Below are 26,510 nucleotides of genomic sequence, written 5' to 3' on the forward strand. Positions count from 1 at the left end.
AGATGTCTTTCCGCACCACCTCCCCCGCTCTTGGATCCCCTCGGGCGGGGGAACCTGGATCCATCGGTTACGTAACGGATGTCTCACCGGGCAGCGGGGCCCTTCCGCCCCGCGCCTGGTACGCCTCGTCGGACACCAAGTCCCTGTCTCTCAACGGACGTTGGCGACTGCGGGTGTCGGCGACGGCCGACGCCGAGGACGACTCGTTCGCGGAGGAGGGGTACGACGCCGGTGCCTGGGCGGAGGTGACGGTCCCGGGTCACTGGGTCCTGCAGGGCGACAGCGCCTTCGGCTCGCCCATCTACACCAACCACCTCTACCCCTTCCCGGTCGACCCGCCTCGGGTCCCGACCGAGAACCCGACCGGCGACCATCTGAGGGTCTTCGACCTCCCCGCGGGATGGCCCGACGTTTCCGAAGGCGTTTCCAAAGGCGTTTCCGAAGACGGCTCTGTAGGCAGTGCTGAGGGCGTTTCCGAAGGCGGTTTCGTTCTCCGTTTCGACGGTGTCGAGTCCTGCGCGCGGGTCTGGCTGAACGGCACGGACCTCGGCGAGTTCAAGGGGTCCCGGCTGCAGCACGAGTTCGCGGTCGGACATCTCCTCAAGCCGAGCGGAAACGTTCTGGCAGTCCGTGTCCACCAGTGGTCGGCGGGCTCGTATCTGGAGGACCAGGACCAGTGGTGGCTGCCGGGCATCTTCCGTGACGTCACGCTGCTGCACCGCCCGGCGGGCAGCGTCCGCGACTTCTTCGTGCACGCCTCCTACGACCATGTCACGGGGGAGGGCACCCTGCGCGTCGACTCCGACGTCGACGGCCGGGTGACCGTGCCGGCTCTGGACATCGATGTCGCGACCGGGGAAACGGTTGCGGTACCGGTTCAGCCGTGGACGGCGGAGACGCCCGCTCTGTACGACGGTGAGCTGGTGACGGAGGGCGAGCGAGTGCCCCTGCGCATCGGTTTCCGTACCGTCGAGCTGGCGGACGGCCTGATCAAGGTCAACGGACGGCCGATCCTCTTCAAGGGCGTCAACCGCCACGAATGGCACCCGGAGACGGGCCGTGCCCTCGACCTGGAAACGATGCGCGAGGACGTGCTGCTGATGAAGCGGCACAACGTCAACGCCGTCCGCACCTCGCACTATCCGCCCCACCCGGCCTTCCTCGACCTGTGCGACGAGTACGGGCTGTGGGTGATCGACGAGTGCGATGTGGAGACCCACGGATTCGTCGAGCAGGACTGGCGGGACAACCCCGTCGACGACGACCGCTGGACCCCCGCGCTCCTCGACCGCGCCGCCCGTATGGTCGAACGGGACAAGAACCACCCGTCGGTGGTCATCTGGTCCCTCGGCAACGAGGCCGGCACCGGGCGTGGTCTGACCGCGATGGCCGAGTGGATCCACGGCCGCGACGCCTCGCGCCTCGTGCACTACGAGGGTGACGTCAACTGCCGTGACACGGACGTCTATTCACGCATGTACGCGTTCCACGAGGAAGTCGAGCGAATCGGCCAGGGGCTGGACGGCGGCACGCTCAGGCGACGCGAACTGCCTCTCATCCTCTGCGAGTACGCCCACGCGATGGGCAACGGACCCGGCGGCTTGGCCGACTACCAGCGGATCTTCGAGGCGCACGACCGCCTCCAGGGCGCGTTCGTCTGGGAGTGGATCGACCACGGCATCAAGCACCGGGAGCTGGGTTACGCCTACGGTGGCGACTTCGGCGAGGAGCTGCACGACGGAAACTTCGTCTGCGACGGCCTGGTCTTCCCCGACCGCACCCCGTCCCCCGGCCTGGTCGAGTTCAAGAAGGTGATCGAGCCGGTCGCCCTCGACGGCTCCGCCGACGGCACGGTCCGCGTCACCAACAAGCAGGACTTCGCCGACCTGTCGGCGCTGGCCTTCACCTGGGCGTTCCAGGTGAACGGCATGACCGTCGAGTCGGGCGGCCTCGCGGTGCCTGCGCTCGCGGCGGGCGAGTCGGCCGATGTGAAGCTCCCGGCGCCGCCGACCGACACCCCGGCCGGCGCGGAGACGGGGTGGACGATCCAGGCCGCGCTGGCCGAGGACACCGGCTGGGCTCCCGCGGGACATGTCGTGGCGTGGGGGCAAGTGCCCGTCACCGCCCGGTTGTTGTCGCCGTTCACCGCAACCGTCGGGCCGGTCGTCGGTGAGCGGCTCATCACTCTGGGCCCGGCCTCCTTCGACGCCCGCACGGGCGAGCTGCGGAGCATCGGTTCGGTGGCGGTGACCGGGCTGCGCCTGGACGTCTGGCGGGCTCCGACCGACAACGACGACGGCGCGCCCTGGCAGTCGGACGTCCGGCACGGCGTCCTGTGGCGCAAGCTGGGCCTGCACCGGATGCGGCACCGGCTGGACGCCGTCGAGGCCGACGAGGACGCGCTGACGATACGGACCCGGGTGGCGCCGGCCGCCTGGGAGATCGGACTGTCGACGGCATACCGGTGGACGGCGGACGGAAACCGTGTACGACTGACCGTCTCCGTGACCCCCGAGGGCGACTGGACGGTGCCGCTCCCCCGCCTCGGCGTCCGCTTCGGGCTGTCCGAGGCCGACCGGGTGGCGTGGTTCGGCGGGGGCCCCGGTGAGGCGTATCCGGACAGCAGGACATCGTCCACGGTCGGCCGCTGGCAGTCGACGGTCGACGGTATGCAGACGCCGTACGTCCGTCCGCAGGAGAACGGCGCCCGCGCCGACGTCCGCTGGGCAGAGCTCGGCGGGCTACGCATCGAGGGGGACCCCGAGTTCTGGTTCACCGCACGGCGCTGGACGACCGAGCAGTTGGAGGCCGCCCAGCACCTCACCGACCTGGTCCCGGGCGAGACCGTGTGGGTCAACCTCGATCACGGTCAGCACGGCCTCGGCTCCCAGTCCTGTGGCCCCGGCCCGCTGCCGCAGTACTTCCTGAACGCCGCGCCCGCCGAGTTCTCGTTCGTGTTCACGGCAACCGATTGACCGGACGGCCGATCGACATCGCTTGATCGGCAACGCTCGATCGAAGCCGATCAAGCGGCCGGGACCGATCAATCGATTTAATCGATTGACCATGTGATCGACATTCCGACACGGTGACGACGTCTCCCGCGGCCGACCGGCCCCCAGCCGGCCGGCCGCGCTTCACTGGAGGTTGAACGAGTGATCGGCAGCATCGAAGTGCGCGGCCTGTCCCGCACCTTCCACACCACTGTCCGCCGACCCGGCCTCGTCGGAGGCCTGCGCTCCCTGGTCAACCCGGAGCGGGTCGCCAAGCACGCCGTCCGCGACATCTCCTTCGACGTGGCCGGAGGCGAACTCCTCGCCCTGCTGGGTCCGAACGGCGCCGGCAAGTCCACCACCATCAAGATGCTCACCGGCATCCTCACCCCCACCTCCGGCGAGGCGCGCGTCGCGGGTGTGGTGCCGTACCGGGAACGGGAGCGCAACGCCCGTAACATCGGTGCCGTGTTCGGGCAGCGCACCCAGTTGTGGTGGGACCTTCCGGTGCGTGAGTCGTTCGCGATCCTGCGGGACATCTACGAAGTGCCGAAGGCCGAACACGCCACTCGGCTACGGGAGTTCGACGACCTTCTCGACCTCTCCTCGTTCTGGGACACCCGCGTGCGCCACCTCTCCCTCGGCCAGCGCGTGCGTTGCGATCTCGCCGCGGCGCTGCTGCACGACCCGCCCGTCGTCTTCCTGGACGAGCCGACCATCGGAATGGACGTGGTGGTGAAGGAGCAGGTCCGCGAGTTCCTGCGCCACCAGGTCGAACACCGGGGCCGAACCGTCCTGTTGACCACCCACGACATGACGGAGGTCGAGCGGCTCGCCGAGCGCGTGGTGCTGATCAACCACGGCCGGCTGGTCCTCGACGGCACCCTCGACGAGATCCGCCGCACGTTCGGCTCCACCTGGCAGGTGCGGGCCACGCTCGCGGACCCGCACACCGAGGTCGTGGCACTGCCGGGAATCACGGTGCTGCGGCACGAGGGCTCACGGGTCGTGTTCGGTCCGGACGGATCCGGCGCACCGACGGTGCATCAGGCGCTGAAGTCGGTCGTCGAGCGGTACGAGATCACCGACATCGCCCTGGACGAGGCCGAGTTGGAGGACGTCATGCGGGCCGCGTACGTGCAGGCCGGGGACGCCTGATGGCCGTCCTGCACGCCTGGCGGGCCGCCCGCGTCACCCCGCTCGGCGAGCTGCACACACCGCCCCGGATGACCGCCGCCCTGCTGCGGCTGGCCGTCCAGGTGGTGCTGGTGGCGTCCCTGTGGCACGGCCTGTACGCCCACACCGGCACCACTGCCGGAATGACCCGCGACCAGGCGGTCACCTACGCCGTGTTGGCCGTACTGGCCTCCCGGCTGAGGGAGTTGGATCAGTACGCGGCCCGGGACACTGTGATCCAGCACATGCACTTCGGGACCATCGTCTACTGGTACCTGCGCCCCTTGTCACCCCAGCGCTACTACGCCCTGCGCGCTCTCGGCGAGCAACTCTACGGATTCGCCTGGGCATTGAGCGGATACGCCGTCTGCCTCGCTGCCGGAGTGGTGGAACCGCCCGACTCGGCAGCCGTGGCAGGGGTGTTCGCGCTGAGCCTGCTGCTCGGTCAGTGGGTTCTGTACTACGTGATGCTGGCCATCGACCAGCTGTGCTTCTTCACCCTGCGCAACAACGCCGCGATGCTCATCCTGATCTTCGCGCAGAACCTGCTGTCCGGGGTGTACGCACCGCTGTGGTTCTTCCCGGACTGGTTCATCACGCTCAGCGGTTTCCTGCCCTTCCAGGCCACGCTGAGCGTGCCGCTGTCGCTCTATGTGGGCCGCATCCCGCTGTCGGACGCCGGTCCCGCGCTGCTCACACAGGCCGCCTGGGTGGCGGCACTGGCCCTGTTCACCCGGCTGGTGTGGCGACTCGCCGCCCGGCAGGTCATCTCACAAGGAGGCTGATGCCCTTGAAGGCCGTACGCCTCGCATGGCGGATCACACGTCTCAACTTCCGCGCCCAGCTGGAATACCGATCCGAGTTTCTGATGATGGTCGCGATCGGTGCGGTCTGGCAGGTCTCGGTGATCGTGTTCGCGACTGTGCTGCTGACTCGTTTCAGCGGGATGGGCGGCTGGGACAGCTCGGACGTGCTGCTCATCCCGGCGACCCGGATGCTCGCCCATGGTCTGTTCGTCCTCTTCCTGGGACGAGTGCACGGAATCGGTTACTTCATCCAGGAAGGCAAGATCGACGTCTGCCTGGTGCGGCCCATGTCGGTGCACCTCCAGGTCCAGTTGCGCATGTTTCCCACGAACGCCATCGGCGATCTCACGGTCGCGGTGGGTCTGATGGTGGGCGCGCTCAGCCGCAGTCACCTCGACTGGACGGCGGGCCGGACCTCGTACCTGGTCGCCGCCGTGCTCGGGGGCATGCTCCTGGAGGCAGCCCTGTTCACGGCGCTCGCCTCCGCAGCGCTGCGTTTCCCGGCCGCCGACTACTGGGGCCGCTGGCTGGAGGAACTCCTCGGCACGTTCGGCAGCTATCCGCTCAACGTGCTCCCCAAGGCAGTGGGCGGCCTCCTGACGTACGGCCTCCCCCTCGCGTTCGTCGCGTACTTCCCGGCCGCCGTCCTCACGGGCCATGGCCACGACACCGGCGTCCCCTACTGGCTGGCGGCGGCCTCCCCACTGCTGGGCCTGCTGGCATACCTCGGCTCGCGGCTGCTGTGGCGATGGAGCCTGGGGCACTACACGGGGGTGAACGGATGACTCCTGTGGTGGACGCGTACGGGGACGACGCCTACGGGGAAGGCTCATGGGCCCGGCCTCCGGACCGTTTCGTTCAGTTCACTCCCGTCGGCCGGGGTAGTCGTTGATGATGTCCACGTGACCAACCGCATCAGCGCTGTGACCTCGGCCTTCGGTGTCCTTGCCACCGTGGTGCTGCTCATCGGCGCCGTTCGTGAGTACCGCTCCGGAGCATCAGTTTTCTGGATCGTGGCTGGAGGTGTGCTCTTCCTGATCGCGTCCTATGCGCTCATCCGCGACGTGCGGCGCCTGCGCACAGCGCCGACCACTTGACGGGCAGCATTCTTCCCGCACCGTCCGCGCGGGGGGTGTGTTCGCGTCAGTGCCGATCAACGTCCTGGTCTGGCGGGTGAGCACCGGCTGCCGTACCTCGCGGCCGTCGCTCCGGAGTCACCCCCGCCCGGCTCTCCGTACCGGCGTCGCCAGGGCGACCAACGCGATCAGCACACAGGCCGTGCCGGCCAGCGCCGCCACCGGCGCGGTGCCGTGCCGTTCCGCCGCCCAGGTCAGGACGGCCGCGCCCACCGGAGCCGTCGCGTACTGGAGGGTCCAGAAGGCCGAGGTGACCCGGCCCAGCAGCGGCTCCGGGGTCACCTCCTGACGCAGGGACATGGAGCAGGTGCCCGCCACAGCGGCACCGGCCAGGAAGACGGCACAGAGGGCCCCGACGACGGGAACGTCCCGCGCCCATCCGAGTCCCGCGACGGCGACCCCGCTCACCGCCACCGCAGCCGTCCAGGTCGGCCCGAAGCCGTACCGGCGGTGTACCCGGGCGACGAGCAGGGAGCCGACGATCGTGCCGAGCGCACCGGCCGCCATGACGGATCCGACCGTGCCGTCGTCATGGCCGAGGTCGTGTTTGAGGTGATAGATGACGAGGTCGTTCAGGCCGAGCGTGAGGAAACTGAAGACGAAGAGCAACGCGGTCAGCGCACGCAGCACGGGATGGCCGTACAGAAACGCCGCCCCGGCCCGCAGGTCCTGCCACAACCCGGCCCGCTCACCCGGTCGTTGGCCAGAAACATTGTGCTCTGCAGGATGCTCATGCTCCGCGTGACGTTCGACCTGCCGTTTCTGCGACTCCCGCGACCTGTCGTCCGGCGGCCGCCCGCTGATCCGTACGACGGACAGGCACGCCGCCGACACTCCGAAGCTGGCCGCGTCCACGCCCACGGCGGCGGCCGGACCGGTCCAGGCGGCGAGCGCACCGGCACACAACGGGCCGAGCACGCCTGCCGCGGCGGCGGTCGCATTGAGCCGTCCGTTGGCCTCGGTCAGCTGGCCGGTGCCGACCAGGCCACGGACAACGGTTACGTAACCGACCGCGAACAGCATGCCTACGGCCTCGCACAGCGGCAGCACGGTGTACAACAACCAGATCCGCGGCCCGAACATCCACACCAGCGGTATCAGCCCGTACAGCGCCATGCGGACGAGGTCGCAGGCGATGAGGAGTCGGCGTCGGTCGACCCGGTCCACGACCGCGCCGGCGAACACCGCCGCCACGACCGAGGCCGCCCCGCCGACCGCCGTGAGCAGGCCCATGCGGGCCAGCGAGCCGGTGACCTGGAGGACGAGCAGGGGGAGAGCGATCAGGGCGAAGGAGTCACCGAGGAAGGACAGGGTCTGGGCAGCCCAGAAGATCCTGAAGTCCCGCTGCCGCCAGAGCGGGAGACCGGTTTCGGAGGCGATGTCCCGTGACCGTCGGAAGCGGCTGCTCCGCGCCTTGTACGCCACCCGCCCCGGCCTCTCTCATGCACTCGGCGCCTCTCAGGTCCCCGGCAACCTTACGTTCGTCGGCGGCGACACACAGGTGAAGCGCCCGTATCCCTCACCCCTCGAGGAGCAGTCGTGCCCCACGCACCGGGAAGCCACCGTCACCGGCGTCGCGCTCTGCGCCCCGTCCCGCTCGCCGTCGCGGGCGTGCTCGTGGCCACGGCGGCCGTAGCGCTGCCGCATCTCACGCCGGAGGCCTCGGCCGCCACCACCTTGCGCGGATACGCCGACGGTCGCGGAGTGAAGATCGGCGCGGCGGTCGGCGACGCCCCGCTGACCTCTGACGCGTCCTACACATCCGTCCTGGACCGGGAGTTCAACTCGGTGACGGCGGAAAACGCGATGAAGTGGGACGCCGTCGAACCGAGCCGGGGCAGCTTCAACTGGGCTGCGGCGGACCGACTGGTGGCCCATGCGGCAGCCCACAACCAGGGCGTACGCGGTCACACACTCGTCTGGTACGCGCAGTTGCCGTCCTGGCTGAAGAACGGGAACTTTTCCGCAGCTGAGCTGAACACCATCCTCAAGAACCACATCGACACCGAGATGGGTCGCTACAAGGGCAAGGTGTACGCCTGGGACGTCGTCAACGAGGCGTTCAACGAAGACGGTTCGATGCGCAGTTCACTGTGGCAGAACAAGCTCGGAACCGGTTACATCGCCAACGCGCTGCGTTGGGCGCACGCCGCCGACCCCGCCGCGAAGCTCTACATCAACGACTACAACATCGAGGCCGACAACGCCAAGAGCGACGCCCTGTACGCGCTCGCGAAACAACTTCTCGCCCAGGGCGTCCCGTTGCACGGCATCGGTTTCCAGTCGCATTTCGAGGTGGGCAGGCTTCCGGCGTCGATGAAGGCGAACCTGAAGCGGTTCTCCGATCTCGGCCTGGAGGTGTCCATCGCAGAGCTGGACATCCGCATCCCGTTGCCCGCTTCCGCCGCCGAACTCGCCCAGCAGTCCACCGACTACAAGACGGCGAGCGAGAACTGCCTGGGCGTGCCGCGCTGTGCCGGCGTCACGCTGTGGGGCGTCAGCGACAAGTACTCGTGGGTGCAGGGCACGTTCAGCGGCTACGGTGCGGCCCTGCCGTACAACGAGAGCTACTCGGCGAAGCCCGCGTACACCGGGCTGTCGAACGGGATCAATCCGAAGGCGTGAACTCGGACTCAGGTCGGACTCTGAGTCGATTCGGGGTTGATTCAGGTAGGCAGGGCTCCCGTAGAGCGATGAGGACCAACGTCGGCTGCAGCCCCGTGAGGGTGGTGGAGGGCCCGCCACACGCCGCCGGCCACCCTGCGTCCGCCGAACGCCCTGCGGCACCCAAGGACCGGATGCCGTGATCGACGTTGCGGGAAACGCCGACGACCCCGGTCACGCAGCCCATCCGGAACGGCCGCCGCGCGGACGCACCCGGACACCCTGCTGAGGCTCCAGAACGCTCGACGCCGGGAGGATCACGGCGCAGACGGCGACGGGAACAACGCCAGGTCGGAAACACGGCAGCCGTACCGAGATCAGCTCTGTCGCTATTCAGATGCCGTTGAGTTCGCGAGTGAACGACGATGACCTCGTGCACTCCCCTTTCAACGAAACCCAGGCCCGCCCGGTCGAGCCGGGCGAGTACCCGGTGTGGGACGAGGCGCTGACCCTCGTCAACCACGACCTGGCTGCCCTCCTCCCGGACCACGGACCGCTACGCCTGGTGGCCCGGCCGACCTGGCCGGAGGAGTCGGCCGACGACGAGCAGGCTGCAGAGCACGTGTACGTCGCCATGCCGAACGGCTCCTGGCATGGCAACGAACTGCCACCGGAACGGAGCGCCGGGCCCGGCGCAGCGCTCGCCGCCGTCGCCTTCGCGGCGCAGGACACGGTGCTGGAGTACCTGTGGCAGGTGTGGCCCGTCTGCCCCGAGCACCGGCTCGGCATGCACCCGGGCGAGGAACACGGGCGGGCGGTGTGGTGGTGTGCGGGCGGGCCTGACGGGCAGAACGCACAACATGTATCGGCAGCGGTCGGAGAGGTGGAGGAGTCGTATCGCCCGCGCAGGGAGCGCCGCAAGCGGCGTAGACAGAACCAGCAGAAGAATCGGGACAAGCAGCAGTAACCGTTTCCTCTTCAGGCCCGCCTGCTTCTCCGCACCCTTGGCCTGTCAGATGTCCGCTCCGCCACCGGCGTCTGATGCGGGGTGCTCGTTGCGCTGGGCCTCCCCCGTGTGGACACGTCGGGGGAAACGGTTTCCCGGGCAGCTCGGGCCGGAGCTGCGGAGTTGGGCGCGACGGCTTCCAGGTCGTCGACGCTGTCCGACATGATCGTCCGCACGTGCGCGGTGATGTGTTCGGCCCGACCAGTCCCACCAGGCCACCGCGAGCAATCGGGGGATGTCCGATTCGCTGTACCGAGTGCGGATGTGGAGAGCCGGGTTGTCGACGACGATCCCGTAGTCGGGCACGTGGGCTCGGGCCCCGTGGGCTCGCGGAGCAGGTCTCCGGGCAGTTGCGGTCGGCCCAGCGGGGAGTGCCAGGTCGAGAGGAGCGTGAGGCGGCGATCCAGGCACCCTGCTCGGCTTCTCCGGCGAAGCCCTCCCAGCGTCCGGTATCCGACCTGCGGAGCCCTTAGGATCCTGCGTGATACCTCCAGGTCCGAGCGCACAAGGCGGTCCCCCATGCCACGAGTCGGCCTCACCACCGACCGCCTCGTCGAAGCCGCCGCTGAGCTGGCCGACGAAGTCGGTTTCGACAACGTCAGCATCTCGGCACTGGCCCGGCGGTTCGGTGTCAAGGACGCGAGCCTCTACTCACATGTCAGGAACCTCCGTGAGCTGCGGACCAGGCTCGCGCTGCTCGTCGGCGGCGAGATGATCGACCGGATCGCCGCTGCCGTCGTCGGACTCGCGGGCAAGGACGCGCTGGTCGCCTTCGCGGGGGCCTATCGGGAGTACGCCCTGCGGTACCCGGGCCGGTACGCCGCCACACAGATCCGCATCGACCCGGAACTCGACCGGGAACTCGCGGCCGACTCCCCCGCCCTACGCCGAACCGCCGAGATCACCTACGGGATGCTCCGCGGCTACGGTCTCGACGAGCCCGACCTCACCGACGCCGTCCGCCTGCTGCGCAGCACCTTTCACGGGTACTGCCTGCTGGAGGCAGGCGGCGGCTTCGGCGCGCCCCGGGACGTTCAGCGATCGTGGGACAAGGTGATCGATGCTCTGCACATGGCGCTCACCCACTGGCCGCAGGAGCACGAACCCCGTAGCTGACGCCCTGTCAGGCATGGCGGGCGACGGTGCCGTCTACGCCGAGGCTCTGCACGTCTTCGTACGTCGGCGTCCGACCACCCGGCTGACGCCCCGCGCGGATCTCGTCCATCGCATCGAGGGCCGCGCCCAGGGCCCGCCGGTACAGAAACGATCCCAGGCTGATGCGGCTTACACCCAGGTCGGCGAGGTGGGCGATCGGCGGTCCGGTCGGCGAGTAGAGGACGTTGAGCGGCACGTCGAGTCGTGCGACGAGCGCGGCGATCTCCCGAGCCACGGTCAGGCCGGGCACGAACACGCCGTCTGCGCCCGCCTGTTGGTAGGCGTCGAGCCGGGACAGTGTTTCGGTTTCGTCGTGCTCACCGAGCCAGTAGGTGTCCGTGCGCGCGTTGATGAAGAGGCCGGGCGCGGCCGACTTGACGGCCGCGATCTTCGCAGCGTGCCGGTCGACCGCCCCCAGGCCGTCCTCCAGGTTGATGCCGACCGCGCCCACCGCCGCAAGCTGACGCGCGAACTCCCCGACCTCGTCCGGATCTTCGCTGAAACCGCTTTCAGCATCGACCGACAGCAGAAAAGGCTGCGAACCCAGGACCAGTGCGAGCCTGAGGGTCTCGTCCCGCGTCGCCGACGCTCCGTCCGGCAGTCCTACAGCCGCCGCCACGGCGAGACTCGTCGTACCGATGGCCCGGAATCCCTGACCTGCCATGGCCAGCGCTGACGCGTGATCCCACGCATTGGGCAGGAGGAGGGGAGTGCCGGCGTGATGGAGGCCTGCGAACGGGTTCGGAGTCACCTTGGGTACACGCATACAGCGCACGCTAGATGCGCATCGCTTCGGCCGCCGCCGAACGGTCTCCGCGGGCCTCCGCACACCGGTTCCCGTCGACCACTTTCCGCAGACCTGTTTCCGGCGAAGCACCCCCTCCGGATCCGCCCCGACACCGCTGCCTCAGCCGGCGTCCCGCTCTCCCGCGCTGCGCTCCACGCAGAACTCGTTCCCCTCCGGGTCGGCCAGGACCGCCCACCCTCTGCCGTCAGGCTTGCGCTGGTCGTCGACCAAGGTGGCACCGAGGGCGAGCAGACGCTCGACCTCCTCCTCGCGGGTGCGGTCCTGGGGCTGGAGGTCGAAATGGATTCGGCTCTTCTCGCTCTTGGCCTCCGGGACGGTCACGAAGAGCAGACCCGCGCCCTCGATCAGTGCTTCCTCGTCTCCCGGGTTGTCGTCCTCATGAAGAGACTGGCCGAGTACCTCGGACCAGAAGCTCGCCAGGGAGTAGGCGTCGGAGCACTTGATCGTCACGTGCCGGATAGCAGAAGTCATGGCTGGATTCTCGTAGACACCGCTTACGCACGGCAACGCATAATCCCTGTCTCCAGGTCTCCGGCGCACTCCGATCGCGGCGTCCACCGGGTCAAGTCCGTCTGGCCAGGTCCCCCCAGCCCCCCTCCCCGGCCACGTCTGTCACCTCGGTTTCGCAAGTATCGCTGCGGCACGGCAACCTTCCGCTGCCCCGCGGCAACCACAGGCCATGACATCTGCACGACGCACGACGCGCCATCGCCGTATCCGCGCGGCCCGCAAGCCCGCGATCGGAGCTCTCGCGGCCGCCGGGCTGCTCGCCGGCGCGTGGTGGGCCACCGCCGGGGCGGCGACGACCTCCCCGAAGCTCACCCCCACCACGACGGCCGTCACGCTCGCCGCCAAGTTCCCCTATGTGTCGGCCGGTTACAACAACACGCGGGAGTGGACGCGGACGACCACCGCGGTGGCCCCGAACGGCACGCTCCGCGTCGCATGGCCTGCGGCGGACGGTGTCCACGTCACCCCGCTGACCGCAGCCGGGAAGCGTTCGGGCGCCGACACAGTCGTCAAGGGCGCCAAGGAGGTGGGCGGTCTCGTCGCGCACAACGACGGCTTCGCACTGCTCACCCGCGTCGCCGACACGAACAAGTGGAAGGAGACGGCGGCCGCGATCGTCCGGTACACGGGCGCCAAGCAGACCTTCCGTACGAAACTCACCGGTACCGCTTCCCATGACACCGCCCCGCTGCTCGACGGACAGCTCACCTGGAACGGCACGAAGTACGGCGCCTACTTCGTCGTGCACGGAGCCGGCGGCTTCGCCGACGGCCACTACGGGGACAAGATGGCGTACGTCAGCGCCAAGGGGGCGAAGCTCAGCGGTGGTTGGAGCTGGGGCTGCAGCCACAACGAGGGCATCGCCCTGCATGCCGAGACCTCCGGCGCCTTCACCTCTGTCTGTTTCGACGACTGGCGCTCGGGGCTGTTCGTGTCGACGGGGATCGGGGCCCCGGACACAGCTCCGGTGGTGCAGCGCGAGCAGTGCTGGGCCGGGTACTGCGGCGGTACGTTTCCCGGCCGCACCGGTGACCTCGTAAAGTCGTCCACCGGCCGTTACGCAACCGCTTTCGCCTCCCGTGGCGCCGCCTCGGCGAAGAAGAACCCGGACGACGCCAGCGGCCGCGGCTGGACGGTGAAGCCGAAGACGAGCACTCATCAGGTCGCGCTCGCCTTCATGAAGAACCGCAACTCCGGTCCCGGTAAAGCCGTGTATCTCACCAGTGCTGTCGGTACGGAGAACGTCAACGTCCACGTCGCGCCGTACGGCAAGGACCGTCTGCTCGTCTCCTGGGAGTCCCTGAAGAGCGCGAAGTGCGCGAGCGGGACCTGCACCGGCACCTTCACGGGCACCCACCTGCGTCTCGTGGACTGGAACGGCAAGTTCCAGAGCGCGGACACCGTCGTGGGCACCCGTATCACCGGCGACATCGCGGTCCTCAAGGACGGGACGCTGACCTGGGCGTACACCCCCGTGACACCGACCTATGCCAAGGCGCTCACCGGGGCTTCACCGACCACGACCACGTTGCGGATCGCTCGTCTGAAGCCGTGAAGCGGAAATGCGACTCCGCACCCGTCCGCCAGCGGACGCTGAGGTCGTAAGCGCCGCGAGTGTTGTCGGACACCACCCTCTGCGCCTCCACGGACACCAGTTCGGGGAGGGGCAGAGGGTACGGCTCGGCAGTGAGACGGGCGAGCGCGACGAAGAGCGTGGCGGGGCCGTCCCTCAGCGCACCCGACAGCGGGTAGGTGCCCGTCAGTCCGTGCACCGGCACCAGGTCGGCCCGCAGGTCGCCGTCCTCATGCTCGTACTCGTCCCCGCTCGCCACCGGCGCCCAGCCCGTCACCTGCACCTCCGTTCCCGGCGCCGCGCCGGCCACCAGATGCGCTCGCACCTCCACCGCGCCGTCGGCGACCACCAGGCTGGTGACCTCGGCCCCGGAGTTCAGCACGTACCGGGAGGCCGCCCAGCCTTCCCCCACCCCGAGGGGAACGATGCCCTCGCGACGCGGGTCGCCATCAACCATGACGGCGTTGTCCGGTGGCGAATCCAGCGGCCGCGTCACCGTGGAGTACGCGAACCGCGTGTAGTACGGGTCGTAGCGGACGTCCTCACTGCCATGGTTGTGCAAGCGCACCAGACCGTCAGAACTCGTCGACTGCAGGAGCCAGTTGGGAGCGGAAATCGGAGTAACCGCATTCTTCCGTTCCACAGGTCCGGCCTCCTCCTGCGCCGTCCACACCTCGTGTTCCGGCGGAAGCAGCAGACCGAGGAAACCCTTGCTCGCCCAGTAGGGGGAGGCCGGTCCCGAGTATCCCTGCAGGACCGACTCGTCGGGGCCGTGCCAGCCGAGGGTCAGCAGGCCTCGTTCGTCGACCGCGTCCCGTTCCAGGAAGTACTTCAACGCGCCCGAGGCCAGGCGGCGGGTCTCGCCGGGAGCCAGTGGGGTGTGGCCGGTCAGGGCGCCCAGCCACAGGGGTGCGGTGGTGGCGAAGCGGTAGGTGAGGGAGCGGCCCTGGCGCATGGGGGCTCCGTCGCCGCCGAACAGGCGGGCGTAGTCGGCGAGATGCGCTTCGAGTCGACTGCCGTAGCGGGTGAGCAGGTCGGGGTCGTCGGCCAGCCAGGCGTGCAGGATCGGGTAGAGGTGCATCGCCCAGCCGTTGTAGTAGTCGAAGGCGCGGCCGGCGCCGTCGGTGTACCAGCCGTCGCCGACGTACCACTGCTCGATGCGCTCCAGGCCGCGGTCGACCGCCTTGCGCGAGGCCTCCGGCTGGTGGCCGATCGATCCGAGGAAACCGCCTACCGTGACCGGGAACAGCTCCCAGTTGCAGGGCCAGGGTTCGGCGGTCAGCGCGTCGCCGAGCCAGGCCGCCGCGCGCTGTTGCACGCCGTCGTCGAGGCGGTCCCAGAGCAGCGGCCGGGTCAGTCGCAGCGCGAGGGCGATCGACGCGGCCTCGACGAGGGGCTGACCGCGGTCCTCGATACGGGGCCAGACGCCGAAGACACCCGCCGCGAGACCGTTTGCGTAACGCTCCAGCGCCGTCTCGTCGCGGCGGAAGGCAGCCAGCAGCAGAGTGCGGGCGTATCCCTCCAGACCGTCGGAGAGACGCCCCGACCAGCTCTCTCGGCTGCCGGGAAAGTGGTAGAGAGCGTAGTCCTCAGTGGCGTACGGCTCCACCGCGGAGAGCAAGGCGTCGGCGGCCGCCTCCCAGTGGGCGCGGGTGTAGCCGGTGCGGGGGCTGCGGGCGGTGTCGGGCGGGGGCAGGTGCATCTGCTGTTTCTTTCGTTCGCGGCCGGGTCGGAGCCTGGGGAGGCCAGGACCTGGGGGCGTCCCGGTTCCGGTCGGGGCGCCCCCAGGCGTTCATCCCACCCGCACGGTGCCTCTCGGCACCAGATGCTGGGCGACGAGTTCATCGCGGACCAGGCCCGCGTAGACCGTGGCTCCGTTCACGGAGGTGTGCGTGTTGTCGCGTTTCTCGTTGTAGAGGTAGAGCGCCTTGGAACCCTCCACGCCCAGGGACTCCACCAGCGCCTTGGTCTTGGCGGTGAGGTCGATGAGCGGAACGTCCTGCGCGGCGGCCACCGAGCGGATGACTTCCGGATGATCGACGCCAAGTCCGTTGACCAGCAGGGCTGTTCCATTGTTCAGCGTGCCGTCCGTGTTGAACCAGCGGCGCACGATGGGGGTCACGAGGACCGGGCGACCACCCTTCTCCCGCACTCCCGCGACCAGCGTCTCGAGATTGGCCCGATACGTCGCCTCATCGGTCGTCTTGTCGTTGTGAGCGAGCTGGACCAGAACGAGGTCGCTGGGGCGGATCAGCGGCCGAACAGTTTCCCAGAGTTGCGGGTTCCCCAGATACGTGACCGTACTCTCCCCGGAATCGGCGTAGTTGGCGACCGCGACCCCCTTGCGCAGGTACTGCGGCAACTGCTGCCCCCACCCGGTGTACGGGTCGGCGGGCTGGTCGCACACCGTGGAGTCGCCGACGAGGAAGATCTGCCGGACGTGCCGCGCACGGGTGACCATGATGTCGGCCAGGGAAGGCGCCGAGCCGCCGAGTACCAGGTCCAGGCCGGGAGTTCCGGCGACTCCCGTCGGCTCGCCCTCGGGGCTGCGGACGTCGACGGTGAAGCTGCGGGTGATGCGCTCGCCGGCGTCGACAGCGGTCTCGGGGAGCAGAGCGCGCCGGGTCTCTCCACTGACCACGGTGCTCGACCCGGAGTCGCCGCCGAGTACGACCTTCACGTCGTAGGTGCCGGGCGGGACGTCAAAGTGGCAGGCGTTGGCGGTGCAGTTGTCGATGCCGAGGGGTGCGCGGCCGCCGTGGGCGTGAGCGGCGGCGGGTACGGCCGTCAGACCGGCGGTCAGGGTCAGCGCCGCCAGCACGGCGATGTTGAAACGTCTCACTTGCGGCTCCTCCGTCACGGCAACAGGGGCTGGCGGCTGGACCGTACATCCTCTGGCAAGCGCTTTCTAGCCCTTGGACCGATTTCACAAGATTGCCAACCTCCAGCAAGCGAAAGCCCTTTCGCGAAATCGATTCAACTGTCACTCTCTCAGGCACCCGCACCCCCACACCTCTCCGAAGGAGGCACCCCCATGTCCGGAACCGAGAGCCCCAGGCCGGTCCGACGCCGCACCTTCGTCCTCGGCACCGCAGCCACTGCCGGCTCGGCCGCCCTCGCAGGACCGCTCGCCGTCCCGGCCGCCGCGGCGGCCTTCGGCTACACCGACGACGGCTCGAACTACGTCGTCGACACCGGCGCCAACCTGGTCTTCAAGGTCAGCAAGACCACCGGCGATCTGACCTCGCTGGTCTACCGGGGCACCGAGTACCAGGGCTACGGCGGCATGAACTCGCACATCGAGTCGGGACTCGGCAGCTCCACCGTCACGATCGCGCAGTCCGGTTCGACGATCCTGATCTCCGTCACGCACGGCACGCTCAAGCACTACTACGCGGCCCGCAGCGGCGAGAACAACGTCTATCTGTGGACCAACAAGGCCGACACGTCCGTTTCAGCAACCCGTTACATCGTGCGCGTCAAAGCAGGCCTGTTCCTCAACGACGAGCCCGACTCCTACACCTACACGACCAGCACCATCGAGGCCTCCGACGTCTTCGCGAAGTCCGACGGCCAGACCCGCTCCAAGCACTACTCCAAGTTGCGCGTCATCGACTACAACTACATCGGCTGGACGACGGGCAGCGTCGGTCTGTGGATCGTGCGCAGCAACCATGAAAAGGCCTCCGGCGGACCCTTCTACCGCTCCCTCCTGCGCCATCAGAGCGCCGACGGCGGCGGCCTGTACGAGATCCTGTACTACGGCCAGAACCAGACCGAGGAGCAGCGGTTCGGCCTCCAGGGCCCCTATGTCATCGCCTTCACGGATGGCGGCGCGCCGTCGTCGTCGCTGTTCCCGGGAACCCTGACCACATCCTGGGCGGACTCGCTCGGCATCTCCGGATACGTCAGCGCAAGCAGCCGTGGCCGGGTCGCGGGGGTCGGCATCACCGGGCGCAACGCGGCCTACCCGTACACGGTCGGGCTCGCCAACTCGGCGGCTCAGTACTGGGGTTCAGCCCGGTCGTCCGACGGCTACTTCTCGATCACGGGGGCACTGCCCGGGACGTACACGCTGACCGTCTACAAGAGCGAGCTGGCTGTATACAGTACACAGGTGACGGTATCCGCGGGTGGGACAACGACCCTGAACTCGATCGTCATCCCGTCCTCGAACGACCCGGGCAACGCGAGCGCGATCTGGCGGATCAACGACTGGACCGGTACACCGAGCGGCTTCAAGAACGCCGATCTCATGACGTACGCGCACCCGTCGGACGTACGGGCGGCCGCCTGGACCGGCAACGTGGTGATCGGCAGCGGCAGCGAGACCTCGGCGTTCCCCTGCTACATCTGGAAGGACGTCAACAGCGGTCTGCTCGTGTACTTCAGGCTGACCGCTGCCCAGGCCGCCGCCGCGCACACCCTGCGCATCGGCGTGACGACGGCCTACGCCAACGGACGTCCGCAGGTCGTCGTGAACGACGCCTGGACCTCCGCAATCCCCTCCCCGCCCACCCAGCCGAGCACCCGGTCGCTGACGAACGGTTCCTACCGGGGCAACAACTACACGTTCACCTACAGCATCCCAGCGAGCGCCTGGCTCACGGACACCAGTCAGTACAACGTGCTGAAGATCAACGTGGTGAGCGGTTCGGGGTCGACTTCCTATCTGAGCGCCGGCACGTCGGTCGACGCGATCGACCTTCTTGCCTGATAAGACATCAGGTACCGCGCGTCCACTGCTGGTTGGTTCCTCCGTTGCACGTGTAGGTGATGACGGCTGCGGAGTTGGCGGTGGACGCGCCGTTCACATCCAGGCACTCGCCGCTCGCGCGGGAGACAACATTGACGTAGCTGCCCGAGGTCGTCAGCGACCACTGCTGGCTGGTGGCCGTCGCGCTGCAGTTCTCCTGGCTGACCGTGCTCGCGTTCTCCTGCACACAGAGGGAGCTGTTCCTGACGACCAACTGGTAGTAACCGCTTCCAACCGACTTGAACCAGTACTTCTGGTTGTTGCCGCCGTTGCAGTCGTACTGCTTGATCTGGGCTCCCGCCCAGAGGGACTGGCTCGTGACGTCCGCGCACTTGCTGCTGTGCCGGGCGATCAGCGTGTTGTACGTGGCGCTCGTGCCGGTAACCGTTCCAACTGCCGTGTCGACGGTGACCTCGGGGAACCAGGACATCGACAGCGAGGTGGACGACGGGAAGGTGAGCGGCAGCCAGACGTAACGGGAGTCGTTGACGGTTCCGCCGAAGGAGTTGCCCCAGCGGTCGCCCAGGTAGAGATAGGAGGTGCCCGAAGTCCCCTGGACGGGAAGGACGTACGCGGTCTGGGAGCCGTACGTCGTCGAGTCGCCGACGTTCGTCATCGCCGACCAAGGACCGGCGAGGGAGGTCGCCGTCGCGTACTGCTGCTGGTTGGGGCTCCAGCCGGTCGCGCCCGAAGTGAGCATGAAGTAGACGCCGTTTCGCTTGAACAGCGCCGGGGCTTCGCGGTGCCCTCCGTGCCAGGGGTCGGCGACCAGACTTGCGATAGCGGTGTAGTCGTCGGTGAGCCGGTAGATCTGCAGGTCGTAGTTCTCGCGGGCTGCAGAAACCATGTACCCGGCACCGTCGGTGTCCACGAAGACCGTGATGTCACGGGACATGTACTGGTCCAGCGGCTGGAAACTGCCCTGCCAGGTGTAGTTTCCGTCGACGGTGTCCGAGACGGCGACAGCCGCCCGGGCCTCGCTGTAGTCCGTGCCGTTCTCCTTGTGCATCCACATCACGAACTTGCCGGTGGACGCGTTGTACATGACTTTCGGGCGCTCGATGTTGGCGGTGGCCAGCTCGGAGTCGCTCGACTGCGTCAGGACGTGGTTGCGGAACTCCCAGTTCTTGAGGTCGGTGGAGCGGTAGGCGTCCACGTAGCGAAAGGTGTTGTCGGCGTTGCGGTTCTCGCCGAACCAGTAGTAGTAGGAACCGACTTTGAGAAGCCCGCCGCCGTGGGCATGCACCGGACTGCCCGAAGTGTCGGCGAACTGGATGCCGTTGGCGATGGTGACGGGTGCCGCGTGGGCCGGTCCCGCAGTGGCGAGGGCGCCTACCAGCGCCAGACAGAGGGCAAGCAGGGTCGCGTACGCACGTCTCATCTCACGCACTCTCCTTCACGGTGTCGGCGACGGGGACGCCGAAGTCGGGGGTGCCGTCCGGGTTCCAGCCGAAGGTCTGGATCCGGGTGTGGCGGTTGGGGTCGTTCAGTGGATCGCCGTCGATCTCCCGGTACTGACGGGCGTGATAGAGCAGCACGTCGGTCTCGCCGTCCTCGGCCACCGTGAACGAGTTGTGACCGGGCCCGTACACATGAGCGGAGTCACTGGTGGCGAACACCGGCACCGGCGACTTGGACCAGGCGGCCGGGTCCAGGAGGTCGGCGTCGACGTCGACGGTGAGCAGGCCCATGCAGTAGTGGTGGTCGGTGGCGCTCGCCGAGTAGGTGAGGAAGATCCGGCCGTGGCGTCGGAGTACGTACGGCCCCTCGTTGACCTTGTGTCCCACGCACTCCCAGTCGAACTCAGGGCGAGAGAGGACAACCTGACGACCCGTCAGCGTCCATGGGTTCGCCATCGCGGACAACAGGATCGCCGTGCTGTGACCCTCGCGGGAGGGATCGTGCTGCGCCCAGGCGAGGTACTGGACACCGCGATGGGTGAAGGTGGTGGCGTCGAGGGAGAAGGTGTCCCAGGCCGTCTCGACGCGACCCTTCTCCGTCCAAGCGCCCTGGAGGGGATCGGAGTTGGTGTTCTCCAGGACCCAGACACGGATCGCCCACCGGTCCTCGGCGGGTGCCGCGGCGAAGTAGACGTACCAGGCCTCGTCGACGTGGTGGAGCTCCGGCGCCCAGATGTGTGCGCCCATGTCGCCGGTGGGGTGCGCCCTCCAGATGACGGACTCGGAAGCGGCGGCGAGTCCCGTCAGCGTCGGGGAACGACGCAGGACGATCCGGTCGTAGTCGGGGTGGGTGGCCGTGAAGTAGTAGAAACCGTCTTCCTGGAGATGGACCTGGGGGTCTGCGCGGTGGGGAACGAGCGGGTTGGGGTACACGCGGTTGCCTCTCGAGCGAGGGGCGTTCGGAACTGCGAACGAGATGTGGAATGACGAACGCCGAAAAGGTAAGGGTGTGTTACGAGCAGGTCAACGGGTCTGACGGGACTTGATGGAAAGCCCTTTCCGGAGTTTTCCGGCGGGAGCGCGATTCACTGGGCCGCGGAGCGCCGGGACGAACCCTCGGATGGAACGAATTTCTGTTATCAGCGGCGTGCCCGCGCGTCTCCGATGCGTGCGCAGCCATCTCCACACCTCAGCCGCAGCCGCCGGCGTCCTCGCGGCCGTCGCGGCCCTCCTGGCCACCGCTCCCCCGGCCGTGGCCGCCGACGCCAGGGACGTCACCGCCGACGTCCTCGCGAACCGGGACGTGACGCTCACCGGCGACACAGTGATCACCGTGCCCGCCGGGGCGACGACGTACGACGGCGTTTTCCGCGGTCAGGGAACACTGACCGTGCGCGGCGGCGGAACACTCGTCCTGAGCAAGGACAGCGACTTCACCCTGCCCGAGTCACGTCGGCGCCAGCTGGTGCGCACACAGGGCGGAAACCATCCGTACACGACGGTCAGCAACCCCGACCCGCCCGCGATCACAGTGGAGCGCGGGACGACGCTGCAGTACGGCACCGGTGGAGGTACAGGGCTCATCGGGCACTTCCCCTACGACACCCCCGGGTACCAGCTCAACCAGCTCAACGTCCGCGTCGACGGGACCCTACGGCTGTCGTTGACCCGCACTTTCAACATCGGCACGATCAGCGGGTCGGGCCTGGTCACCCAGCCACGCAACATGTGGGGCACCCTCGACCTGGCGGGCACACACCCCTTCTCCGGAGTCATCGACAACGGCACCGGCATGGCGGTCGGCCGCCCCGAGTATCCGGTGTCGCTGCCCAACGCCCGGGCGATCCTGAACCAGGGATCCTGGATCATCGACACTCCGCTCTATCAGACGATCACTCTGCGACAGGACTTCTTCCAGCGGGAGTACGGCAGCGACGTCAACGTCCACACACGACCCGGCAGCAAAATCGTCCTCACAGGGCAGTACAGCTACAGCGACCAGGGCGGCGACACCGCGCCCTCGCTCAGCGATCCGGACATCAACTGGCGTTCGATTCCACACCAGTTGAACAAGCGCGGCACCAACATCGAGGGTGCGAACGTGCAGTGGGGCGACGGCACGACGCACAAGATCTTCATGCCGGGAACAAAAGACACCGTTTACATCAATCTGCACGAAGCCAGTGGACGGCGCTCTCTGCTGACGTTCGACTACAACGGACCGGTCACCCTGGGCGCGCCGATCGGGGGCGGCAAGTACCACGACACGCTGGCCTCGCCCGGCGCCGGCGATGTCGTCATAGCCGGGACCAAGGGCAACGACGTCACCTTCGCAGCCGCGCAGTACTACGACGGTTCGACAACCGTGAAGAAGGGAGCGGTCCTGCGGCTGGGGTCGGCGCAGGGAGACGGTTCCCTGCTCAGCGGCACGGACCGGCGCCGCATCGTGAACGACGGCACGCTCGTCGTGCACAACGCGAAGAACGCGCTCTCATTGTCCCGACTCGGCGGCGGCGGCTCGCTCGTCCAGTCCGGAGCTGCGACGACGACCCTCGCCGGCCCCGCCGTGACCTACACCGGAACGACGACGGTCGAGCAGGGAACGCTCGCGCTCAAGGGCGGAGCGACGCTCGCCAACAGCCGGGCGATCCGGCTGACGTCGGCGGGGGCGCGGCTGGACACCGGCGGCTCGGCGCTGCGGGTGACGAGCACACTCAGCGGCAAGGGCACAGTGAAGGGCGCCGTGACGAACGAGGGCGTGGTCACGGGCGGGCTGACGGTGGCCGGTGCCTACACGCAGAACGACAAGGGTCAACTGGTCGTCGCGGACGCGCCCTTGAAGGTGGACGGCAAGGTCACTCTGGGCGGCGGGCTCGACCTGTCCGGCGTAGGGAGGGCCGCAAGGACACAGGCAGGGACGGGGACCGCAGCCGCGACGGGGGCAGGTGCTGGTACCGCTTCCGGTAAGTCTTCCAGCTCCACGGGCACTGATACCGCTTCCGGCAACGTTGCCGCCAAGGCCGGGAAGACCCCTGCGCGGGAAGTCACCGTCCTCGACCACACCGGTAGTACACCCATCACGGGCACCTTCGACGGGTTGCGCGAGGGTGCCGAGGTGAAACTCGCCGACACCGTTTACCGAATCAGTTACAAGGCCGGAGACGGCAACGACGTGGTCCTGACGGCGACCACCGCGAGCACCTCGGCAAACACACCCGGGCGAGCCTCGTCGGATTCCGTGACCGACGCAGCGCGCAACGTCGGCGCGGCCGAGAGCGGCGCTTTCGGCTGGTGGCCGTACGTCCTGGCTGCCGGGCTGCTCGGTGCACTGCTGGTCCCGGCGACCAAGCGAACGCGGGGCGGAGGACGGCGTCGAGGTGGACGGCACTCGGCGCACGGGCGATGACTCGACTCACAGGCGATGGCCCATCGCGCGAGGTGGTGCTGACCATCCGCTTGACTGCCCGCCCCCCCACGTCCGCAGTCGCCAACGTCCGCGGTCGTCCAGCCATGCCGTTACGTCAGCTGCCCTCGGCGCTTGCGGGAAGCCCAACGTGGAGGTCAGCGTGCGTGCCTCGCCGGCCCACTCCGCGAGGAACGTGGTCTGCGTAAAGGCGGCCGACGGGTCGACGAACGGCTCGTCGGGCTCGGAGTGTGTGCCTCGATTCGTCGCCCGTCTCGCCGATGGCTCCCTGGGCCGCATCGAGTCGGCGCACGTGCTCGACGTGCCGGGCGAGCGGCCAGCGCGTGGCGGGTTCGCCGGCACATCCTCGAGCCACAACGCCACATCTCCGTCGGGCTGTTCGATACGGGCGAGCAGTCCTGGAGCACGGATGCCGTGCGCCTGCCAGACCTGCGCGAGGCCGGACTGGTGGACGTGGGCCTCGCGCCGCCAGTGGTTCCAGTGGCGGGGGTCGTCGGAGGCCGCCCAGCGTCGGTCGGTCGCCTTGTTTCGGGTGAGGAGCTTCAGAGCGGCGCGGTGGTCACCGCCCCGGACGCGCCAGACCCCACCGGGGACACGGTTTCTTGGGGTTGCGAGTGAGGGCGCCAGAAGGACCGGGCCCGTGCGCTTGCCGAAGATCGCACGCGGCTCGTTCTCGATGTGGGCGAGGCCTGTGCGGTCGGCCCTTCAGCCTAGGCGGCAGCCTCCGCCGCTTTCCGTAACTCAACGCCCTCCTCGGACACCTTGCGCCCACGCAGTCACACGTGCGTGAAGATCTCCAAGGTGAGGCGGGGCCAGGTGAGGGGGCAGCGAGCAGCGGCACGGGGGGAGGGAAAGCGTTACCGAAACCCGAAATCCCACATTGTGAGCGATCCGTTCATTCACTGGACGCATCGGGCTGTCTTCCGCCGCTTTCGACTAGCGTCGTGGCATGACCAGCGACACCCCTACCCCGCTCGCGGAGACTTCTCTCGCCACGGCTCTCGCCGCCGGATCCGTCGTCCTCGACGGCGGCATGTCCAACCAGCTGGAGTCCGCCGGGCACGACCTGAGCGACGAGCTGTGGTCGGCACGGCTGCTCGCTGAGCGGCCGGACGCGATCAGCGAAGCACACCTCGCCTACTTCGAAGCGGGCGCGAACGTGGCGATCACCTCCAGTTACCAGGCCACCTTCGAAGGCTTCGCGCAGCGCGGGATCGACCACCGGGAGGCGACCCGACTGCTCACGCTGAGCGTGAAGCTGGCCCGGGAAGCGGCCCGGCAGGCCCGGGAGAACGGGGTCGCACACCCGTTGTGGGTGGCCGCCTCGGTGGGGCCGTACGGGGCGATGCTCGCTGACGGTTCCGAATACCGCGGTCGCTACGGGCTGAGCGTCGAGGAACTGGCGCGTTTTCACCGTCCCCGGCTGGAGGTGCTGGCTGCCGCCGCGCCCGACGCATTGGCGCTGGAAACGGTTCCCGATGCCGACGAAGCAGAGGCTCTGCTGCGCGCGGTGCGTGGTCTCGGTGTGCCGGCCTGGCTTTCGTACTCGATCGCCGGTGACCGTACACGCGCCGGACAACCGCTGGAGGAGGCGTTCGCCCTGGCCGCCGACGCGGACGAGGTGATCGCGGTCGGAATCAACTGCTGTGCCCCCGAGGACGTCGACGCCGCCGTGGCGACCGCGGCACGGGTGACGGGCAAGCCTGTCGTCGTCTACCCGAACAGCGGCGAGGTCTGGGACGCGCAGGCCCGCGCCTGGAACGGCCGCGCCACCTTCACCCCCGAACAGGTCCGAGGCTGGCGAGCCTCAGGAGCCCGGCTGATCGGTGGCTGCTGCCGGGTCGGTCCCGAGGCTGTCGCGTCGATCGCCCGGACGCTGACCTCCGCGTAAGCCTCCTTTCCACGCGCCCGCCGCTGCTAGCCTCCGCTCGGGAAACCGGTTACTGCCGGATGTCCCAGGGGAGGGCGGGGATGACGAGGAAGACTGCGGACGCGGTGCGCAGCACGATCCGGGATGTCGCGGCCCGTGCAGGGGTGTCCGCGTCGACCGTGTCCCGGGTGCTCGGCGGTGTGTACCCGGTGAGCGCGGAGACCCGCAGGCGGGTGCTGCGGGCGGTGGGCGAGCTGGACTATGTCGCCGACGCGCGCGCCAAGGCGGTCGCGGGCGCCGGGACGCCGACGCTGGCATTCGTGCTGGAGGACATCACCGGGCCGTCGTTCGCGCACATGGCGCACGGCGTGGAACGCGAGGCGCATCGGCTCGGCCACCTGTGCCTGGTGTGCAGCACGGAGGGGGACGTCCGGCACGAGCTGGACTTCGTGGAGACCATGCGTGCCCAACGGGCCGCCGCCGTCATCCTGGTCGGCGGAGCCGCCGACACGCCGGAGTACCGCGAGCGCACTCGCCGGATCGCCGATTCACTGGCGGGCGCCGGGTCCCGGCTCGTCCTGTGCGGACGCCCGCCACTGGGTCCGGAGGCGCCTGTCACGGTCGTCGAGTACGACAACGAGGGCGGTGCGTTCGCCGTGGTCGCGCACGTCCTCGCGCTGGGGCACCGGCGAGTGCTGTTCCTTGGAGGCAAGCCGGACCACACCACGGCTCTGGGGCGGGAAAGCGGTTACAAGGCAGCACACCGCGAGCGGGGCATCGACGTGGACCCGGCACTGATCCTGCACGGCGATTTCACACGAGACTCGGGGTACCGCCTGCTGCGCCGGGCCCTGGAACAGGATCTGGACTTCACGGCCGTCGTGGCCGCCACCGACATGGTCGCGGTCGGCGCCCTGGCCGCCCTGCACGAGGCGGGCCTGGACGTGCCGGGCGACGTGTCGCTAACCGGTTACGACGACATTCCGTTCGCCCGCGACCTGCGTCCCGCCCTGACCACGGTCCACGTCCCCTACGAGGAGCTGGGCCGCCTCGCCGTCCGTACGGTGCTGGGCCGCTCCCCCGACGCACCGGGTGAACACCTGTTGCTGGGCACGCACGTGGTGGTGCGGGACTCGGTCGCGGGCCTCGGAAAGGGCTCCTCGGCCGCAAGGTGAAGCGATGAGTTTCGCCACGACAACGGCAGGGGCGCATCACGATCGGCACGCATCACCACCAGGAACGGGCACGGCCCGCCATCGGCCGGGTGACACGGGTCCGATGGAAACCACGTTC

20 protein-coding genes and 1 pseudogene are annotated in these 26,510 nt (G+C 68.6%); 13 read left to right on the forward strand and 8 right to left on the reverse strand.

Annotation, left to right across the window (positions count from 1 at the left end; genetic code table 11):
- Positions 1 to 2 precede the first annotated feature (2 nt).
- The 5 genes from ABZ725_RS21495 to ABZ725_RS21515 all read left to right on the forward strand — a co-directional run bounded on the left by ABZ725_RS21495 (position 3) and on the right by ABZ725_RS21515 (position 6,072).
- Positions 3 to 2,975: a glycoside hydrolase family 2 TIM barrel-domain containing protein gene (locus tag ABZ725_RS21495; protein WP_358804197.1), complete on the forward strand. Its 2,973-nt coding sequence runs from the start codon at positions 3 to 5 to the stop codon at positions 2,973 to 2,975.
- A 180-nt stretch (positions 2,976 to 3,155) separates the two neighbouring features.
- A complete protein-coding gene (locus ABZ725_RS21500) occupies positions 3,156 to 4,151 on the forward strand; it encodes an ATP-binding cassette domain-containing protein (protein WP_358804198.1) in 996 nt (331 codons plus the stop codon).
- Complete coding sequence (locus ABZ725_RS21505; protein WP_358804199.1) at positions 4,151 to 4,954, forward strand: ABC-2 family transporter protein; 804 nt, start codon at positions 4,151 to 4,153, stop codon at positions 4,952 to 4,954. The genes ABZ725_RS21500 and ABZ725_RS21505 overlap by 1 nt, the downstream gene beginning before the upstream one ends.
- Positions 4,954 to 5,760, forward strand: a complete 807-nt coding sequence (locus ABZ725_RS21510) for an ABC-2 family transporter protein (RefSeq protein ID WP_351909192.1) — start codon at positions 4,954 to 4,956, stop codon at positions 5,758 to 5,760. The genes ABZ725_RS21505 and ABZ725_RS21510 overlap by 1 nt, the downstream gene beginning before the upstream one ends.
- Positions 5,761 to 5,877: 117 nt before the next feature.
- Positions 5,878 to 6,072, forward strand: a complete 195-nt coding sequence (locus tag ABZ725_RS21515) for a hypothetical protein (protein ID WP_358804200.1) — start codon at positions 5,878 to 5,880, stop codon at positions 6,070 to 6,072.
- 117 nt (positions 6,073 to 6,189) lie between these two features.
- Here ABZ725_RS21515 and ABZ725_RS21520 read toward each other — a convergent pair whose 3' ends face one another.
- Positions 6,190 to 7,491 carry an MFS transporter gene (locus ABZ725_RS21520; protein ID WP_358804526.1) on the reverse strand — a complete coding sequence of 434 codons (1,302 nt, stop codon included), beginning with the start codon at positions 7,489 to 7,491 and terminating at the stop codon, positions 6,190 to 6,192.
- A gap of 159 nt (positions 7,492 to 7,650) precedes the next feature.
- On the opposite strand from ABZ725_RS21520, the gene ABZ725_RS21525 reads away from it, so the two are divergent.
- Entirely contained in the window at positions 7,651 to 8,736 is a 1,086-nt protein-coding gene (locus tag ABZ725_RS21525) for an endo-1,4-beta-xylanase (protein ID WP_358804201.1), read from the forward strand.
- A 394-nt stretch (positions 8,737 to 9,130) separates the two neighbouring features.
- Positions 9,131 to 9,682 carry a hypothetical protein gene (locus ABZ725_RS21530; RefSeq protein WP_358804202.1) on the forward strand — a complete coding sequence of 184 codons (552 nt, stop codon included), beginning with the start codon at positions 9,131 to 9,133 and terminating at the stop codon, positions 9,680 to 9,682.
- A 164-nt stretch (positions 9,683 to 9,846) separates the two neighbouring features.
- Here ABZ725_RS21530 and ABZ725_RS21535 read toward each other — a convergent pair.
- Positions 9,847 to 10,033, reverse strand: a pseudogene (locus ABZ725_RS21535) (antibiotic acetyltransferase); the annotation flags it as partial.
- Positions 10,034 to 10,240: 207 nt separating this feature from the next.
- Between ABZ725_RS21535 and ABZ725_RS21540 the strand changes: the two are divergent.
- On the forward strand, positions 10,241 to 10,837 hold the full coding sequence (locus ABZ725_RS21540) for a WHG domain-containing protein (RefSeq protein ID WP_358804203.1): 597 nt from the start codon (positions 10,241 to 10,243) through the stop codon (positions 10,835 to 10,837).
- A 7-nt stretch (positions 10,838 to 10,844) separates the two neighbouring features.
- Here the strand turns inward: ABZ725_RS21540 and ABZ725_RS21545 are convergent, their stop codons facing one another.
- The gene (locus ABZ725_RS21545; protein ID WP_358804204.1) at positions 10,845 to 11,642 is read right to left on the reverse strand and encodes an isocitrate lyase/phosphoenolpyruvate mutase family protein; all 798 of its coding nucleotides are present in this window, start codon (positions 11,640 to 11,642) and stop codon (positions 10,845 to 10,847) included.
- Between the two features lie 141 nt (positions 11,643 to 11,783).
- Entirely contained in the window at positions 11,784 to 12,155 is a 372-nt protein-coding gene (locus tag ABZ725_RS21550) for a VOC family protein (RefSeq protein ID WP_351909202.1), read from the reverse strand.
- 208 nt (positions 12,156 to 12,363) lie between these two features.
- Here ABZ725_RS21550 and ABZ725_RS21555 point away from each other — a divergent pair, with 208 nt between their 5' ends.
- Positions 12,364 to 13,749 carry a hypothetical protein gene (locus ABZ725_RS21555; protein ID WP_358804205.1) on the forward strand — a complete coding sequence of 462 codons (1,386 nt, stop codon included), beginning with the start codon at positions 12,364 to 12,366 and terminating at the stop codon, positions 13,747 to 13,749.
- Here ABZ725_RS21555 and ABZ725_RS21560 read toward each other — a convergent pair.
- Together ABZ725_RS21560 and ABZ725_RS21565 are read right to left on the reverse strand one after the other, a co-directional pair.
- Positions 13,694 to 15,469: a DUF2264 domain-containing protein gene (locus tag ABZ725_RS21560; protein ID WP_358804206.1), complete on the reverse strand. Its 1,776-nt coding sequence runs from the start codon at positions 15,467 to 15,469 to the stop codon at positions 13,694 to 13,696. The genes ABZ725_RS21555 and ABZ725_RS21560 overlap by 56 nt on opposite strands.
- Positions 15,470 to 15,559: 90 nt before the next feature.
- A complete protein-coding gene (locus ABZ725_RS21565; protein WP_358804207.1) occupies positions 15,560 to 16,609 on the reverse strand; it encodes a rhamnogalacturonan acetylesterase in 1,050 nt (349 codons plus the stop codon).
- Between the two features lie 192 nt (positions 16,610 to 16,801).
- On the opposite strand from ABZ725_RS21565, the gene ABZ725_RS21570 reads away from it, so the two are divergent.
- The gene (locus ABZ725_RS21570) at positions 16,802 to 18,484 is read left to right on the forward strand and encodes a rhamnogalacturonan lyase B N-terminal domain-containing protein (RefSeq protein ID WP_358804208.1); all 1,683 of its coding nucleotides are present in this window, start codon (positions 16,802 to 16,804) and stop codon (positions 18,482 to 18,484) included.
- Positions 18,485 to 18,491: 7 nt separating this feature from the next.
- On the opposite strand, the gene ABZ725_RS21575 is transcribed toward ABZ725_RS21570, so the two are convergent.
- Entirely contained in the window at positions 18,492 to 19,904 is a 1,413-nt protein-coding gene (locus ABZ725_RS21575) for an RICIN domain-containing protein (RefSeq protein WP_358804209.1), read from the reverse strand.
- Between the two features lies 1 nt (position 19,905).
- Complete coding sequence (locus tag ABZ725_RS21580; RefSeq protein ID WP_358804210.1) at positions 19,906 to 20,856, reverse strand: glycoside hydrolase family 43 protein; 951 nt, start codon at positions 20,854 to 20,856, stop codon at positions 19,906 to 19,908.
- Positions 20,857 to 21,091: 235 nt separating this feature from the next.
- Between ABZ725_RS21580 and ABZ725_RS21585 the strand changes: the two genes are divergently transcribed.
- The 3 genes from ABZ725_RS21585 (at position 21,092) to ABZ725_RS21595 (ending at position 26,392) form a co-directional block, all read left to right on the forward strand.
- Entirely contained in the window at positions 21,092 to 23,329 is a 2,238-nt protein-coding gene (locus ABZ725_RS21585) for an autotransporter-associated beta strand repeat-containing protein (protein ID WP_358804211.1), read from the forward strand.
- A gap of 967 nt (positions 23,330 to 24,296) precedes the next feature.
- Positions 24,297 to 25,238, forward strand: a complete 942-nt coding sequence (mmuM, locus tag ABZ725_RS21590) for a homocysteine S-methyltransferase (RefSeq protein WP_358804212.1) — start codon at positions 24,297 to 24,299, stop codon at positions 25,236 to 25,238.
- 80 nt (positions 25,239 to 25,318) lie between these two features.
- The gene (locus tag ABZ725_RS21595) at positions 25,319 to 26,392 is read left to right on the forward strand and encodes a LacI family DNA-binding transcriptional regulator (protein WP_358804213.1); all 1,074 of its coding nucleotides are present in this window, start codon (positions 25,319 to 25,321) and stop codon (positions 26,390 to 26,392) included.
- The last annotated feature ends 118 nt before the right edge of the window (positions 26,393 to 26,510 follow it).

The organism is Streptomyces sp. NPDC006872 (assembly GCF_040635845.1).
Classification (GTDB): Bacteria; Actinomycetota; Actinomycetes; order Streptomycetales; family Streptomycetaceae; genus Streptomyces.